This window comes from Sulfolobus sp. B1 (genome assembly GCF_007050195.1).
GTDB lineage: Archaea > Thermoproteota > Thermoprotei_A > Sulfolobales > Sulfolobaceae > Saccharolobus.
Genome location: NZ_QIMI01000302.1, coordinates 1 through 838, shown reverse-complemented (window position 1 = coordinate 838; position 838 = coordinate 1). Strand labels below are relative to the sequence as shown.

The following is an 838-nucleotide window of genomic DNA, read 5'->3' as shown; positions in this document are numbered from 1 at the left end:
AAGCATAAAGGAAGCCTTACCATTGATTATAGCAAGTTATTTAACTCCATTTAAAATAGATAATGGTGGGTAATAATGAAAGTCCCTAAGGTCATCAACACGTATTGCCCCAAATGTAAGACTCAGACTCAGCATTCAGTATCTCTTTATAAGAGCGGTAAGAGAAGAAGTTTAGCTGAGGGGCAGAGGAGATATGAGAGGAAAAATGTAGGTTATGGAAGTAAGAGGAAGCCAGAGCAAAAGAGGTTCGCTAAGACTACTAAAAAGCAAACGTTATTGTTGAAGTGTAGTAAATGTGGTTACACGATTGTAAAAGAGGGAATAAGAGTTAAGAAGCTTGAATTAGTAGAGGTGGCTAAGTGATGAAAAAATTTAAGATTCTAATTCCAGAACCTAAGAGTAAGTTCGTAAGAGTGAAATGTCCAAATTGTGAAAATGAGCAAACTATATTTTCTAATGCCACTTTTCCCGTTAGATGTTTGAGTTGTGGAACTCAACTAGTTTATCCACAAGGTGGTAAAGCAAAAATAGCCGGAGAAGTAGTTAGAATAATGGGTTAAAGGAAATGATTTATAACAGGAATAAACTCCCATCGGAAGGAGAAATTGTAATAGGTACAGTTAAGCAGGTTTTTGATTACGGTAGTTATTTGTCTTTGGACGAATATGGAAATATGCAAGCCTATTTGCCTTGGAGTGAAGTTAGTAGTAAGTGGGTAAAGAACATAAATGATGTACTCAAGGAGAATATGAAAGTAGTAGTAAAGGTAATAAGAGTTGATAGAAGGAAAAACACTGTAGACGTGTCATTGAAAAAAGTTAATGATGACGAAAGAAAG

The 838-nt window shown here is 35.3% G+C and carries 3 protein-coding genes; all 3 read left to right on the top strand.

Features of this window, described 5'->3' with window-relative positions:
* Positions 1 to 75 precede the first annotated feature (75 nt).
* The gene (locus DMP16_RS10325; RefSeq protein ID WP_069281590.1) at positions 76 to 363 is read left to right on the top strand and encodes a 50S ribosomal protein L44e; all 288 of its coding nucleotides are present in this window, start codon (positions 76 to 78) and stop codon (positions 361 to 363) included.
* On the top strand, positions 360 to 560 hold the full coding sequence (locus DMP16_RS10320) for a 30S ribosomal protein S27e (RefSeq protein WP_185957872.1): 201 nt from the start codon (positions 360 to 362) through the stop codon (positions 558 to 560). Before DMP16_RS10325 ends, DMP16_RS10320 begins: the two co-directional genes overlap by 4 nt.
* A 5-nt stretch (positions 561 to 565) precedes the next feature.
* On the top strand, positions 566 to 838 hold a 273-nt coding region (locus DMP16_RS10315), incomplete at its 3' end, for a S1 RNA-binding domain-containing protein (RefSeq protein WP_143577226.1).